The sequence below is a fragment of the uncultured Stenotrophomonas sp. genome (assembly GCF_945952405.1).
Taxonomy (GTDB): Bacteria; Pseudomonadota; Gammaproteobacteria; order Xanthomonadales; family Xanthomonadaceae; genus Stenotrophomonas.
Genome location: NZ_CAMFIA010000002.1, coordinates 78,756 through 92,458, shown reverse-complemented (window position 1 = coordinate 92,458; position 13,703 = coordinate 78,756). Strand labels below are relative to the sequence as shown.

Genomic DNA, 13,703 nt, shown 5'->3' with positions numbered 1-13,703 from the left:
CACCCGGCGCCGCCGGCGGCTTTCAATCAAAGCGCAAGCGCACGCCTGCATAGACGCCACGGCCTTCACCCGGCGTCGAGCGCGCCACATCCTTGCCGGCGTCGTTGTAGCCGGGCGTGACCGTCGCCGCATAGTGGCGGTCGCCGATGTTGCGCACGTCTACCCAGGCCTGCCAGCGACCGCCGGGGGCGTCATAGCCGATGCGGCTGCCGAAGATCACATGGCTGTCGGCCCAGTAGCTGTTGGCGTAGTCCACCGCGATGCGCGAGGCGTATTCGGTGTTGATCGCGGCATACAGGCCGGAGGCATGGTCGAAGCGCAGTTCGGCGTGGTAGGCGTGGCGCGGCAGGCCAGGCAGGCGGTTGCTGCCGAAGCGCGCATCGTGGCGGTAGCGGAAGTCGCTGAAGGTATAGGCCTGGCGCAGCGACAGGCGGCCTGCTGCGGCCTGCCACAGCGTGCTGTCCAACCCGGCTTCGATGCCGCGATGCAGGGTGGGGCTGGCATTGTTCTCGGCGATGAACAGGTTCGGCACCGGTTGCAGTTCGACGCTCAGCAGCTCGTGGTTGACGTGTGCGTAGTAGCCCGTCAGTTCCCAACGGCCCAGCGCGGCGTCACCGCGCGCGCCCAGTTCAAGCGTGGTGGCGGTCTGGTTCTGCATCGGCACCGGCGCACGCTGGCGGCCGGTGGACGGGCCATTGCCCGGCCCGAAGTACTGGTTCGAGCCCCAGATCATCGACCACGGATGTGGCGCTTCCAGCGAGCGGCTGAGGTTGCCGAACCACTGCGTCTGCGCGCTGTGCTGCCAGGTGAAACCGAGGCGTGGCGCCAGGTTCCAGTCGTGGTCGCGCAGGCGGCCACCGCTGCTGGGCCAGGTCACCTGCACGTCGCGGCGGGTGTTGATCAGGGCCAGCCCGCTCTGCACGCGCAGGCGCTGGTTAAGGGCGAGGCTGTTGCTCACGTGCAGCGTGCTGTCGGTACCGTGATGGCGGAAATCGCGGGTGCGTGTGCCGGCGGCATAGCCATTGCTGGCAAAGCGCAGCGACTCGCGCACATCGGCGTCCAGGTCATGGGTCACGCGCAGGCCGAGCGTGGTTTCGCTGTCCAGGCCGAACAGGCGGTGGCGGTGGTGATAGTCCAGCGTGGCATTGAGGTTGGCGTAGTCCAGCTGCTGGCGGTACAGGCTCTCGTTCAAGTCCATCGGATACGCGTGATAGACCAGCCCGGCCTGCAGCGAGGACGCCTCATCGATCTGCAGCGTGGTGACATTGCCTACCCAGGTACTGCCCGGCTGCGGGCGGCGCGCATCGATGGCCAGGTTGGCCGGGTTTGCGGCACGTGGATCGTTGCGGATCTGGTCGCGGGTCAGGCGCCCGGGCGTCTCATGGTGGGTTTCGCGGTAGCGCACGAAGAAGCGCGTCTGCAGGTCCGGCGTGATCTGCCAGCCGATGTTGGCCATCGCGCCCCTGCCGTCACCGCGCGCATGCTGCTGGTAACCGTCGAATTCGGTGTCGGTGTAGGCCAGGAAGTAGTCGACGTCACCGCTGACACCGCCCCAGCTGATGCCGCGCTTCTGGTAACCACGGCTGCCGGCTTCGTAATGCAGCTGCACGCCGGCCGAATCACGGCCACTGCGGCTGACGTAGTCGATGGCCCCGCCCAGCGCCAGCGCGCCGCGCTCGAAGCCGTTGGCACCGCGCAGGACCTCGACGCGTGACAACCACAACGGCTCGAGCAGTTCGTAGGGGGTGCCGCCGGGGCCGGTCAACGGCAGGCCATCGATCGATACGGCAATGCCGGACGCATGTGCGCCCGGCCCACGATTGATGCCCGAACCGCGGATCGAGACCTTGGTGCCTTCGTTGCCCGGCGACTGCGCACTGATGCCCGGCTGGTAGGCCAGCACGTCGGCGCTGCTGGACAGGCGGCTGTCGGCCTTGGCCACGTCGACGACATTGCCGGCGCCAGGAACGCGTTTCAGCGCCTCGCGCGCCTGCGCGCTGGCATCGGCGGCGGTGACCCGTACCGCGTCCAGCGTGGTGGCCTGCGGGGCAGCGAAGGCGTCAGCGGAAAGGCCAAGCGAAACGGCCAGGAACAGCAGCGACGGGGCGGGACGGTACGGCGAGAGCGACATGCAGGAGGCTGTAAACCAGAAAAGTGGCGCGCAAGTTAACAGGTCGAGCGCGCCGCGTCACCCGCCGCCCGCGTATGGGCGCGGTGCGTCGCCATCCAGTAGCGCCGAGCCCATGCTCGGCTGCGCTTCGCTCCGGCGCCCATTCCAGCCAAAGCCATTCCAGCCAAAGCGAAGCCGAACGTGGGCCCGGTCCTACAGGCCGGGTTTGGCCAGGGCCTTCGATTTCGCATACAAGCGTTCGGCGGTTTCGCTTTCTCCCAATGCCGCGTGGCACTCGGCCAGACTGTCCCAGGCATTGGCCGAGTCCGGATACAGCTCGGTGTTGAGGGAGAACACCTTCAGCGCACGGCGTGCACCGAGATTCTGGCGGATGGCGTAACCGTCGGCGTTGATCGCGCGTTCCAGCTCGCTGGCAGCAACCTTGTTGCCGTCGCGCAGCCAAGCGCGCATGGCCGCTGCCGCATCGGCACGGTCATCCAGCGCGTAGCCGATCAGGCGCTCGGACAGCACCGCATGCGGGAACGCATCGGGCGCGGCCATCGCCATCGTGCTTTCCACCAGCGTGCTCGACCAGGCATTGCGGGCGCTGCCATTGGTCAGGTAGACGAACACCCAGTAGCCGCTGGCCAGGGTGTCCTTGTAGGCCAGGCGCACGCGCACCCGGGTGCCGCCATCGTGGCCGACCTGGGTGTAACCGTCGCGGCGGGTGGTGTCCCAACCGGTGGAGAAGAAGTTGCTGCCGCCGCCGGCCAGTTTCTGCGGCTGCCACAGTGTTTCCAGCGTCGATGTGCGCACCAGCCTGCCGCTGGCCAGTGCCTGCAGGAAGCGGTTCATGTCGCCCACGGTGGTCTCGAGGTCGGCATGGCCCCAGCCGTAGGTCGGCCACGGCTCTTCATTGGCCGGCTGCAAACGGTTGTCCTTGCCGATGTACGGCACCGCAACGCGCTGCACCGGCACGCTCGCCACACCCCATGAGGTGCTGCGCATGTCCAGCGGTTGCAGGATGCGTTCGCGCGCGATCGCCGGGTAGGGCCTGCGGTACTGCGCCTCCAGCAAGGCGGTCAGGACCAGGTAGTTGGCCTGGGTGTACTGCACGCGGCTGCCGGGGCTGAACTGCATGGGCGCCGCGGCGGCCACCTTCAATGCGGCGGCCAGGTCCGGCGCAAAGCCGGTGTAGCCCTTGCTCACCCAGCGGTCGTCGACGCGGTCGTAGTATTCGCCGATGCCCGAACTGTGGTTGAGGAAGTCGCGGACGGGGATCGTGCGCCATGCGGCCGGCAGGTCCGGGACATAGCGACTGGCCGGCACGTCCAGATCCACCTTGCCCTGGTCCACCAGCTGCATCACCAGGGTGCTGGTCAGCAGCTTGGCCATCGACTGCGCGACAAAAATGGAATCGACGGTGGCGGGCGCATGCGTGGCCGTGTCGCGCTCGCCACTGGCGCCCTGATAGAGGACCTGGCTGTTGTGCGCGACCAGTACGGCCTGGCCGGCGATGCCATAGCGTTCGCGGTTGGCCTGCAGCTGGGCATCGAGCTGGGGTGAAGGCCCGGCAGCGGTCTCACCTGCCGAAGCGAACGAAACGGCACACAGGGTGCAGAGCAATGCGGCAGCACGGATGCGGTACATCGCGGTGATCCATCAGCGGCGATGGCGCATCTTGGTCAGCGGCCCGCGCAGGGTCAAGCCTGCGGCGCCGGGCCGATGCACGGCGCATCATGCGCAGCACGGCGGGGAGCAACAGCAGCCGGGCCCCTGCCCGGCTGCCTGTCGATTGGATCAGCCGAGGATGCCCGGCAGGTCCAGCCCCTTTTCCTTCGCGCAGTCGATCGCGATCCCATAGCCGGCATCGGCATGGCGCATCACGCCGGTGGCGGGATCGTTCCACAGCACGCGGCCGATACGCTTGGCCGCCGCTTCGCTGCCGTCGCAGACGATCACCATGCCGGCGTGCTGCGAAAAGCCCATGCCGACGCCACCGCCGTGATGCAGCGACACCCAGGTGGCGCCGCTGGCGGTGTTGAGCAGGGCATTCAGCAGCGGCCAGTCGGACACGGCATCGGAGCCGTCGGCCATCGCTTCGGTTTCGCGGTTCGGCGAAGCGACGCTGCCACTGTCCAGATGGTCGCGGCCGATCACCACCGGCGCCTTCAGTTCACCCTTGGCGACCATCTCGTTGAACGCCAGGCCGAGACGGTCGCGGTCGCCCAGGCCGACCCAGCAGATGCGCGCGGGCAGACCCTGGAACTTGATCTTCTCGGCGGCCATGTCCAGCCAGCGGTGCAGGTGCGGGTTATCCGGAATCAGCTCCTTCACCTTGGCATCGGTCCTGGCGATGTCTTCCGGATCGCCACTCAGTGCAGCCCAGCGGAACGGGCCGATGCCACGGCAGAACAGCGGGCGGATGTAGGCCGGCACGAAGCCGGGGAAATCGAAGGCATTCTCCACGCCTTCTTCCAGTGCCATCTGCCGCAGGTTGTTGCCGTAGTCCACGGTTGGCACGCCCAAGGCGTGGAAGCCGAGCATCGCGCGGATGTGGTTGGCCATCGATGCCCGTGCGGCCTGCTCCACCTCCTTCGGCGCCGACACGCGCTTCTGGTCCCACTGCTCGACGGTCCAGCCCTGTGGCAGGTAGCCGTTTACCGGGTCGTGCGCGGAAGTCTGGTCGGTCAGCAGATCAGGCTTCACGCCACGCTTGAGCAGTTCGGCCAGCACATCGGCCACGTTGCCGAGCAGGCCCACCGACCGCGGCGTGCCGGCCTTGCACGATTCGTCGATCAGCCGCAGCGCTTCGTCCAGGTTGTCGGTCCAGGTGTCCAGGTAGCCGGTGCGCAGGCGCATGTCGATGCTGCTCTTGCGGCACTCGACGGCCAGGCAGGAGGCGCCGGCCATCACCGCGGCCAACGGCTGCGCGCCGCCCATGCCGCCCAGGCCGCCGGTGAACAACCACTTGCCGGTCAGGTCGCCACCGAAGTGCTGGCGGCCCATCTCCACGAAGGTCTCGTAGGTGCCCTGCACGATGCCCTGCGCGCCGATGTAGATCCAGCTGCCGGCAGTCATCTGGCCGTACATCGCCAGGCCCTTGCGGTCCAGTTCGTTGAATGTGTCCCAGTTGGCCCAGCGCGGCACCAGGTTGGAGTTGGCGATCAGCACGCGCGGCGCATCGGCATGCGTGCGGAACACGCCCACCGGCTTGCCCGACTGCACCAGCAGGGTCTGGTCGTCGTCCAGGCGCTTGAGGGTTTCGACGATCGCATCGAAGCTCTCCCAGTCGCGCGCGGCGCGGCCGATGCCGCCGTACACCACCAGTTCCTGCGGCCGCTCGGCCACGTCCGGGTGCAGGTTGTTCATCAGCATGCGCAGCGGCGCCTCGGTCAGCCAGCTCTTGGCGTTGAGCGTGGTGCCGGTCGGCGCGGCGATGGTGCGGGACGGGTCGTTGCGGGTCATGCGGCGCTCCGGTTGGTCGCGAATTCAAGGCAGGCGTTGAGCACCTGCGCCAGGGTGTGGCGCAGCGGTGCGGCGTGGTCGGGGTCGAGCGGGGTGGGCCAGCTGTGCTCGTCCACCTGGTCGGGCAGTGGCTCGTGCATGTAGCCGCGGCAGGCCAGTTCCATCTGCAGGCTGTGCACGCCGCCGGCGACGTTGCTGTAGTGGCGGGTGATCCAGCCGCCCTTGAAGCGGCCGTTGCGCACCTGGCTCATGCCGCTGATCTTCAGCAGGTTCTCCACCACATCGCTCAGAGCGTTGTCGCAGGACGTGTCCGCTGCGCCGGACGGGCCGGCGGTACCCAGGTTGAACTGCGGCAGTTCGCCATCGAACAGGTGCGGGATGTGCGAGCGGATCGAATGCGCGTCGTACACCACCACGGTGCTGGAGGTGGCGCGCAGGCGGGTGATCTGCGCGGCCAGTGCATCGTGGTAGGGCAGGAAATACGTGTCGCGGCGACGCGCGATTTCGGCCTCGTCCGGTTCGCGCCCGGCGTGGTACAGCGGCTGGTTGTCGAAGGTGGTCAGCGGGCACAGGCCGGTAGTGTTCTGGCCCGGATACAGCGAGGCGCCGCTGGGGTCGCGGTTGAGATCGATCACCGATCGCGAAATCGCCGAGCGCACGGTGGTCGCGCCCATGCCGCGCACGAAGTCGTACAGCTCGTGCACCCACCAGTCGGTGTCACGGCGTGCCAGCCACGGCGAATGGTAGTCGCCGATCAGGTCATGCGGCAGCTCACTGCCGGTGTGCGGGAAGCTGACGATCAGCGGCGCGTCGCCCTCATGCACCGTCAGCCATTCGGGAAGGGCGTTCATGCCTGCGGTTCCACGGTCGGCAACAGTTCCGCAAGGCCCCGGGCCAGCGCGCCGCTGCGCACTAGGTCGGTGGCGGTCACCATGTCCGGGTGGAAATAGCGATCGTCCTGCAGGGTCGGCACCTGTGCGCGCAGGGTGGCACGCACGCTTTCCAGCGCGGCGCTGGAGCGCAGCGGCGCATGGAAGTCGCAGCCCTGCGCGGCGGCCAGCAGCTCGATGCCGATCACGTTGGCCGCGTTCTCGGCCATCTGCATCAGGCGGCGCGCGCCGTGCGCGGCCATCGAGACGTGGTCTTCCTGGTTGGCCGAGGTCGGGATCGAATCGACGCTGGCCGGGTAGGCGCGCTGCTTGTTTTCCGAGACCAGTGCGGCGGCGGTCACCTGCGGAATCATGAAGCCGGAGTTCAGGCCCGGGCGCGGGGTCAGGAAGGCCGGCAGGCCGGACAGCGCCGGGTCGACCAGCATCGCCAGGCGACGTTCGCTGATCGAGCCGATCTCGCACACGGCCATCGCCAGCATGTCGGCGGCGAAGGCCACCGGTTCGGCGTGGAAGTTGCCGCCGGACAGGGCCTCACCGGTATCGGTGAACACCAGCGGGTTGTCGGACACGCCGTTGGCTTCGATCTCCAATGTGGTCGCGGCCTGGCGCAGGATGTCCAGTGCCGCGCCCATGACCTGCGGCTGGCAGCGCAGGCAGTACGGGTCCTGCACGCGCACGTCGTTGTCGCGGTGCGATTCGCGGATCGCCGAACCCTGCATCAGCGTGCGCAGCGTGGCGGCAGTGGCGATCTGCCCACGCTGGCCACGGATCGCGTGGATGCGCGGATCGAACGGGGTATCCGATCCCTTGGCCGCTTCCACCGACAGCGCGCCGGTGACCAGCGCGGCCTGGAACACGGTCTCGATCTCGAACAGTCCAGCCAGCGCGTAGGCGGTGGAGAACTGGGTGCCATTGAGCAGTGCCAGGCCTTCCTTGGCACCCAGTTCGACTGGCTGCAGCCCGGCACGCGCCAGTGCCTCCTGCGCCGGCAGGCGCTCGCCACCGACAAAGGCTTCGCCCACGCCCAGCATCACGCTGGCCAGGTGCGAGAGCGGGGCCAGGTCGCCCGAGGCACCGACCGAGCCCTGCGCCGGTACCACCGGCAGCACCTGCTTGACCAGCATGGCTTCCAGCAGCAGCAGGGTTTCCTCGCGGATGCCGGACGCGCCCTGGGCAAGGCTGACCAGCTTCAGCGCCATCATCAGCCGCACCACGTTGGCCGGCATCGGCTCACCAACGCCTGCAGCATGCGAGAGCACGATATTGCGTTGCAGGGTGGCCAGGTCCTCGCGTTCGATGCGCACGCTGGCCAGCTTGCCGAAGCCGGTGTTGATGCCATAGACCGGCGCGCCCTTGGCGACGATGGCGGCAACGGCGGCGGCACTGGCGCGCACCACCGGCAGCGCGGCCGGATCCAGCGCGAGCGGCGCACCGCGATAGACCTGCCGCCACTGGGCGAGAGTGACATGGCCGGGGCGAAGAACCAGGGTGTTGCTCATGTGTTGCTCCAGGAGGCAGGCAGGTCGGGCTGTCCGCGCACCACGCGCGCGTGCAGCGGGTTGAATCCAATGCGATAGACCAGGTCGGCGGGGGCGTCGATGTCCCAGATCGCCAGGTCGCAGTCCATGCCCACTGCCAGGCGGCCGATGCGCTCGCCATGGCCCAGTGCACGCGCCGCTTCACGGGTGAAGCCGGCGATGCACTCATCCACGGTCAGGCGGAACAGGGTGGCGCCCATGTTCATCGCCAGCAGCGGGCTGGTCAGTGGCGAGGTGCCCGGGTTGCTGTCGGTGGCCAGCGCCAACGGCACGCCGGCTGCGCGCAGCGCGGCAATCGGTGGCAGGGTGGTATCGCGGGTGAAATAGAAGGCGCCGGGCAGCAGCACGGCAACGGTGCCGGCGGCTGCCATCGCGGCGATGCCGGCCTCGTCCAGGTGTTCGATATGGTCGGCCGACAACGCGCCGAAGCCGGCCGCCAGCTCGGCGCCGTGCTGGTTGCTCAGCTGTTCGGCGTGGATCTTCACCGCCAGCCCGTTCGCGCGCGCGGCCTCGAACACCTGCCGCGCCTGTGCGGGCGAGAAGGCGATGTTCTCGCAGAACACGTCCACCGCTTCGGCCAGGCCCTCGGCGGCGATGGCCGGGATCATCACGTTGCACACCTCATCGGTGTACTCCTGTGCTTGGCGGCCGGGCGGAATCGCATGTGCGCCAAGGAAGGTGGTCACCACATCGACCCGGCACTCCTGGCCCAGGGCCCGCGCCACCTGCAGCTGCTTGCGCTCGTCGGCCAGGGTCAGGCCGTAACCGGACTTGATCTCGATCGTGGTCACGCCCTCGGCGCGCATCGCCAGCAGGCGTGGCCGGCTCTCGCTGGCCAGCTGTTCCGGCGTGGCGGCACGTGTGGCGCGCACGGTGGAGACGATGCCGCCGCCGGCACGGGCGATCTCGGCATAGCTGACGCCCTGCAGGCGCTGCTCGAATTCGTTGGCGCGGTTGCCGGCGTAGACCAGGTGGGTATGGCAGTCGATCAGGCCCGGCGAGATCCAGCGGCCTTCGCCGTCGATGCGGGTGGTCGGCTGCAGGTGGGCGTCACTGCCGGCCGGACCGACATGGACGATGCGGCCGTCGGCGCAGGCCAGCACGCCATCGCGGAGGACACCCAGCCCCTCGCCATCGAGGGTGATCAGGTGGACGTTGGACCAGAGGGTATCGACGTGCATGGCATCCACAACGCGGCTGTGCTTATATGTCTATACAATATAGGCGTCCATTTCGGGTTGTCCAGCCATGTCCGATTCGCGTTCCCCGCACTGTTTCCATGCCGTCCACGCCCTGCTGGCCGAGGGCTGGGCCCGCGATGTACGCCTGCAGGTGCAGGACGGCCGCATCACGGCGATCAGCGCGGGGCAGGGCGCACAGGCGGGCGACCAGCGTCTCGGCATCCTGGTGCCGGGCCTGCCCAACCTGCACAGCCACGCGTTCCAGCGCGGCATGGCCGGGCTGACCGAGATCGGCGGCGGCGACGGCGACAGTTTCTGGAGCTGGCGCGAGCTGATGTACCGCTTCCTGGCCCACCTGCGCCCGGACGCCGTGCAGGCGATCGCCGCGCAGGCCTACATGGAAATGCTGGAGAGCGGCTTCACCCGGGTTGGCGAGTTCCATTACCTGCACCACGACGCTGACGGCCGGCCCTTCGCCGACCGCGCCGAGATGAGCGCACGCATCGCCGCAGCGGCCGACCAGACCGGCATCGGCCTGACCCTGCTGCCCGTGTTCTACGCCCATGCCGACTTCGGTGGTGCTGCGCCGAATCCTGCGCAGCGGCGCCTGATCCATGACGTGGACGGGTTCGCGCAGCTGCTGGACGCCGCAAAGCCGGCATTGGCCGCACTGCCCGATGCCGTGCTTGGCATCGCGCCCCACAGCCTGCGCGCGGTGACGGGCGAGGAGCTGGATGCCCTGCTGCCGCTTACCGAAGGTCCGGTGCACATCCACATTGCCGAGCAGGTGCGCGAAGTCGAGGCCTGCCTGGCCTGGAGCGGCCAGCGGCCGGTGCAGTGGCTGTACGACCATGCGCCGGTGGACGCGCGCTGGTGCCTGGTGCATGCCACCCACATCACCGACGGCGAGCGCGCCGCCATCGTCGCCAGCCAGGCCGTGGCCGGCCTGTGCCCGATCACCGAGGCCAACCTCGGCGACGGCCTGTTCCCGATGCAGGCGTTCGCCCGCGAGGGCGGGCGTTTCGGCGTGGGGTCCGACTCCAACGTGCTGATCGATGCTGCCGAGGAACTGCGGCTGCTCGAGTACGGCCAGCGCCTGACCCTGCGCGGGCGCAACGTGCTGGCTCCGGATGCCACCCGCAGTAGCGGTCGTTTCCTGTTTGAAGGCGCGCTGCAGGGCGGCGCGCAGGCACTGGGCGTGAGCTGCGGCCTACAGGTGGGCGCCAGTGCCGATCTGCTCGAACTGGATGCCGCGCACCCGGCGTTGCAGGCGCGGCAGGGTGACGCGTGGCTTGACAGCTGGGTGTTCGCCGCACGTAATGGCGCGCTGCGATCGGTCTGGCGCCGTGGCCGCCAGTGCGTGGCCGAGGGCCGTCACCTGCAGCGCGAGGCGATCACCACCGCCTTCGCCGCCGCCCTGCGCGGCGTGCTCGGCTGATCGCCCCCGCCATCGAGATCCCACCCCCGTGAAGGCCAGCAAGTCCGCCACGCTCAACCAGCGTATCCGCAGCGATCTGGAAAGCCGCATTCTCAGTGGAGAGTGGGCGCCGGGCTTCCGCATTCCGTACGAGCATGAGCTGATGGAACAGTACGGCTGCTCGCGGATGACGGTGAACAAGGTGCTGACCGCGCTGGCCGAGAGCGGCATGATCGAGCGCCGCCGCCGCGCCGGTTCCTTCGTGGCGCGGCAGCCTCCGCACCTGGAGCAGGTGGCGCTGGAGATTCCCGATATCGCGATGGAGGTCGGCTCGCGCGGTCATCAGTATGCGTACCGCCTGCTGCAGCGCGAGCTGCGCCTGGCCGACCCCGGCAATGCCGGCGAGGTCGAGCTGGCCGGCCGGCAGCAGCTGCTGGCGATGCGCTGCCTGCACCTGGCCGATGGCCGCCCGCTGGCGCTGGAGCACCGCCTGATCAGTCCGCTCGGCGTACCCGAGGTTTTGGACGTCGATTTCAGCACCACCGCACCGGGCAGCTGGCTGCTGCAGAACGTGTCGTGGACCCGCGCCCAGCACCGCATCAGTGCCTGGGGCGCGGATACGGCCAGCGCCCGGTTGCTGGAGGTAAAGCCCGGCACCGCCTGCCTGGTGATCGAGCGCCTGACCTGGCGCGGCGAACAGCCGATCACCCGCGTGCGCCAGGTGTTCCTGGGTGATGCCTGGGATCTGGTGGCCCGTTTCGCGCCTGGCGCCCGGTAGGGCGGTACGGGTTCATCCACGCGTGGCGTGGATCTACCGCGCCAAGATGGTGGTACGGGCGCATCCACGCGTGGCGTGGATCTACTGCTCCTGCGGGAGCACGTCGGTCAATAGGTCGCGCACTGCCGCCAGCGCACTGGCTCATCCACGCCGGGGCGGGCGTTGAGCTGGATGCGCACGTTGCGCAGGGCCGGGTAATGCAGCACTTCCTCGCAGACCCGCGGCCATACCGCCTCCAGCTCGCCGGTGCGATTGATCGCCAGGGTCTGGCGGGTCAGCCAGACGCCGCTGGCAATCCCGGGCTTGCCGGCCAGTGCACGCGCCAGGTCCGACTGGAAGCGCTCCAGCGTGGCCGCATCCGGATTGGGCTCGCTGCGCGCGTCGGCGGGCGCTGCCGGCAACGATGCCGGTGGCGCCACGGCCGGTACGTCCGCCTCGACCGTCGCCGCCGTGGATGCCTGCTCCGGCGCCGGCGAAGGCGCCGTCTCGGCAACGGCTGGCACGGTCGGAACCTGTGCAGCGCTGGGGGCGTCCTGCATGTGCAGGCCCTGCAGCCCCAGGCCCACCAGCAGGCCCAGCGTGACCGAACCCAGTGCCGCGATGGCGATGCGGCGCAACGCCTCGTGCCGTGCGCTGGTACGTACGCGGGTCTCGATATCGGGCGGCAGGTACGGCTGCAGCAGCGGCCACAGGCGCGGGCCATCGAGCACCTCGACCGCCTGCTTCTCGGCGGCACTGCGGCCGTCGCGTTCAATCCTACCTTCGGTCAGCAGTACGCCGCCCTTGGCACCGGCCAGGCGCGCAGCCGCACCCAGCTCGTTCACGGCGGCAGTGCCGATGCGGTAGGCCAGGCCATGCTTGCACGACACCAGCCAGGTGTGGGGGCCATCGCTGAGCAGGAAATCGCTGCTCGGCTCGCGCGATTCCTCGGCCGGGTCATTCAGTTCACGCAGGCCGCGCTGCTCGCGCAGCATGCGCTTGACCAGCACCGAGAACTCGCGCCAGTGCATGCCGGCCAGCGCCTGCAGCCCCAGTTGCATCTCCTTCCGCCGCCGCTTGATCCACCACAGATAGACAACGGCCAGGGAACAGGTAAGCAGGGCCGACAGCAGGGCCAGGATCCAAGGGAGCATGCAGGAGGTGCGCGGAAGGGGCGAATGCGGAAGACGACAGTGTAAAGGCCGCACTGTCCGGCGGGGTCAGGAGCTTCCCGACAGGAAATGTGATGCAGCGCGCAGATCCGTACACGACGGGCACGAAAAACCCGCCAATCCTGAAGCCGTGAGGGGAGGGAACAAACGGCAGCCGAAGCGATTGGCGGGTTGCTCGCGATTGTCAATCAAAATTTATTGCATTGCAACAATGACCATTCAGGGCGCGCTGTCTGGTGCTTGATGGCTGCCTGCTGCCGGAGCATCGCTGCCGGAAGCAGCACGGGTCTCCAGCCTGGCCAGGCGCGCATGCAGGGCATCGATACGGGCTTCCAGCGCGGTCACCTCGTCCGCGGTGGGGACGTGCAGGCGCTTGAGCACGCCCTGCACCTGGTCGTCGAAGGCCTTTTCGACCTTGTTCCAGGTGCCGGAGGCCTTCTCGCGGGCTTCGTCCAGCGACGATTCCACGTTGTCGCGCCAGCCCGGGCCCTGTTCGCCGTTGCGTTCGCGGCGGCGGGCCTCCCAGGCTTCGCCTTCCTTCACCAGGCCATCGAAGAAGCGGCTCCCCTCGGCCTGGGCACGGCCCAGCGCGCCCAGGCCGGCCAGCCAGACCTGCTGGGCCGAGTCGCTGAGCTTGCGCGAGAAGCGCTCGGCCTGGTCACCGAAAGAGGCGTCGTCGTTGCGGCGGTCGTCGTTCTCGTACTGGTTCATCGCACTTCCCGGGGGAGTTGGCCTGTCCCGAGAGTAGCGCGCGACGGCGTTGCACGGCCGTGACGGCCGCCGCCGCGATTCAGCCCAGCTTTTCCTTCAGCACGCGCTGGATCTCGCCTTCGACCATGCCCTTCATCGCCGACAGCAGGAAGCCCAGCTTGGCGGTCACGCGCACGGCGCCCGGCTGCAGTTCGATCGCACCGTCCACGCCACTGCCGGAGAAGTTCAGTACGTCGGCGCTCCACGACGACTTCAGGCCGAAGCGCTCGGACAGCTTGGCGGCGACCTGCTCGATCGCGGCGCGCGCCTGTGCGTCGGGCAGGGCGTGGGCGTGGCGGACATCGATGGTGGACATGCAGGCTCCTGGCGCAGGGCGGGGATGATCAATGAGGGCGAGCATTGTGCGCATCGAGGGCCTTCGCGCCAAGCACTCATCGCAGGTTCTTCTTCGTTGGCGGC

The 13,703-nt window shown here is 68.7% G+C and carries 11 protein-coding genes; 2 read left to right on the top strand and 9 right to left on the bottom strand.

The annotated features are described in order from the left end of the window. Nucleotides 1-22 precede the first annotated feature (22 nt). The 6 genes from Q0P60_RS02775 to hutI form a co-directional block, all read right to left on the bottom strand. On the bottom strand, nt 23-2,131 hold the full coding sequence (locus tag Q0P60_RS02775; RefSeq protein ID WP_294988003.1) for a TonB-dependent receptor: 2,109 nt from the start codon (nt 2,129-2,131) through the stop codon (nt 23-25). Between the two features lie 192 nt (nt 2,132-2,323). Beyond that, complete coding sequence (locus Q0P60_RS02770) at nt 2,324-3,760, bottom strand: serine hydrolase domain-containing protein (RefSeq protein ID WP_294988001.1); 1,437 nt, start codon at nt 3,758-3,760, stop codon at nt 2,324-2,326. A 150-nt stretch (nt 3,761-3,910) separates the two neighbouring features. Then, nucleotides 3,911-5,578, bottom strand: a complete 1,668-nt coding sequence (hutU, locus tag Q0P60_RS02765; RefSeq protein WP_294988000.1) for a urocanate hydratase — start codon at nt 5,576-5,578, stop codon at nt 3,911-3,913. Then, nucleotides 5,575-6,429: an N-formylglutamate deformylase gene (gene hutG / locus Q0P60_RS02760; RefSeq protein WP_294987998.1), complete on the bottom strand. Its 855-nt coding sequence runs from the start codon at nt 6,427-6,429 to the stop codon at nt 5,575-5,577. Before hutG ends, hutU begins: the two co-directional genes overlap by 4 nt. Beyond that, complete coding sequence (gene hutH / locus Q0P60_RS02755) at nt 6,426-7,967, bottom strand: histidine ammonia-lyase (protein ID WP_294987996.1); 1,542 nt, start codon at nt 7,965-7,967, stop codon at nt 6,426-6,428. The genes hutG and hutH overlap by 4 nt, the downstream gene beginning before the upstream one ends. Continuing rightward, nucleotides 7,964-9,187, bottom strand: a complete 1,224-nt coding sequence (gene hutI, locus Q0P60_RS02750; protein WP_294987995.1) for an imidazolonepropionase — start codon at nt 9,185-9,187, stop codon at nt 7,964-7,966. The genes hutH and hutI overlap by 4 nt, the downstream gene beginning before the upstream one ends. A gap of 67 nt (nt 9,188-9,254) precedes the next feature. Between hutI and Q0P60_RS02745 the strand changes: the two genes are divergently transcribed. Next, nucleotides 9,255-10,625, top strand: a complete 1,371-nt coding sequence (locus Q0P60_RS02745) for a formimidoylglutamate deiminase (RefSeq protein WP_294987993.1) — start codon at nt 9,255-9,257, stop codon at nt 10,623-10,625. Between the two features lie 28 nt (nt 10,626-10,653). Further along, nucleotides 10,654-11,382, top strand: coding sequence for a histidine utilization repressor (hutC, locus tag Q0P60_RS02740; protein ID WP_294987991.1), 729 nt, complete (start codon nt 10,654-10,656; stop codon nt 11,380-11,382). 107 nt (nt 11,383-11,489) lie between these two features. Here hutC and Q0P60_RS02735 read toward each other — a convergent pair whose 3' ends face one another. The 3 genes from Q0P60_RS02735 to Q0P60_RS02725 all read right to left on the bottom strand — a co-directional run bounded on the left by Q0P60_RS02735 (nt 11,490) and on the right by Q0P60_RS02725 (nt 13,599). Beyond that, on the bottom strand, nt 11,490-12,515 hold the full coding sequence (locus tag Q0P60_RS02735; protein WP_294987989.1) for a restriction endonuclease: 1,026 nt from the start codon (nt 12,513-12,515) through the stop codon (nt 11,490-11,492). Between the two features lie 237 nt (nt 12,516-12,752). Next, nucleotides 12,753-13,244, bottom strand: a complete 492-nt coding sequence (locus Q0P60_RS02730) for a phasin family protein (protein WP_294987987.1) — start codon at nt 13,242-13,244, stop codon at nt 12,753-12,755. 79 nt (nt 13,245-13,323) lie between these two features. Further along, nucleotides 13,324-13,599, bottom strand: a complete 276-nt coding sequence (locus Q0P60_RS02725) for a polyhydroxyalkanoic acid system family protein (protein WP_294987985.1) — start codon at nt 13,597-13,599, stop codon at nt 13,324-13,326. Nucleotides 13,600-13,703: the final 104 nt, after the last annotated feature.